This window comes from Pseudomonas sp. Sample_22 (genome assembly GCF_004307635.1).
GTDB lineage: Bacteria > Pseudomonadota > Gammaproteobacteria > Pseudomonadales > Pseudomonadaceae > Aquipseudomonas.
In genome coordinates, this window is sequence record NZ_RCNY01000073.1 from 1 (window position 1) to 882 (window position 882).

The following is an 882-nucleotide window of genomic DNA, read 5'->3' on the forward strand; positions in this document are numbered from 1 at the left end:
GCACTTTATAGAGGTTGTCCAGGCCATCGTTGCTCCAGGACAGGCCGCTGCCGAAGCCGAGAAAGTTGTGACCCTTGGCGTCGTACTCATAGCGGATTTCGATCGCCGGCTGGCCGTGACCAGGGTCGCGCACGTGGGATTCCACCCGCGGCAGGGTGCGATCGCCCAGGCCCGGAAAATCATGCGGCCGGCCCGCATAGGTGACCTTCTCATGGCCGCCGGTAGGGGTATACACGTGCTCAAGGCAGGTCAGGCCGCTCTTGGCGACATACCCGAAGCGCCAGGACGCCTTGTCATCGGTCGGCAGGACGAGGCTTTTGGTCTCGCTGCCGAGAATATTCATCTCGAACACCGCTTCGAAGGCACTGCCCGGGTGCAGCGTGAGCTTCAGCAGGTTGGGGCTGCGCACCAGGCTGAGCAGCTGAGTGCCGTCGGCATTGCGGATGGTGCTCAACAACGGGCCGTTGCTGAAGGTTGCATAGTCGAGCACGACTTTGTGGCCCTGGGGCGAGTGCATTTCCACCGGCAGCGCGATCTCACCCTGGGTGACCTGGAGAATTTCCACCAGACCGGATTTATGCTCGACGCGGTAGCGCTTGCTGCCCAGGTCATGGAAATGAAAGGAATCGATTTTCTGTTCTGGAATCTCCACGCCATTGGGGCCTGGATCGATCCTGAAGGTTTCGCCGGTGTACAGCGACAGCACACGGTTGGTGGGGTTGAACTGCGACAGTTGCAAGTTCCAGCCTTTACCGAATCCGCTGTCGGCGGCATTGAGCGGGTTGAAACTCAGTTGCAGCGGAACGACCGGCCCGCACAGGTTATTGGCCTTGAGCTCGGGCAATGAAATGGCGCAGGTGTATTGCCCGGTGCGCGGGTCGA

General features: G+C 60.7%; 1 pseudogene. It reads right to left on the reverse strand.

Annotation, left to right across the window (positions count from 1 at the left end):
* Positions 1-882: pseudogene (locus D8U73_RS29225) on the reverse strand (sugar-binding protein); the annotation flags it as partial.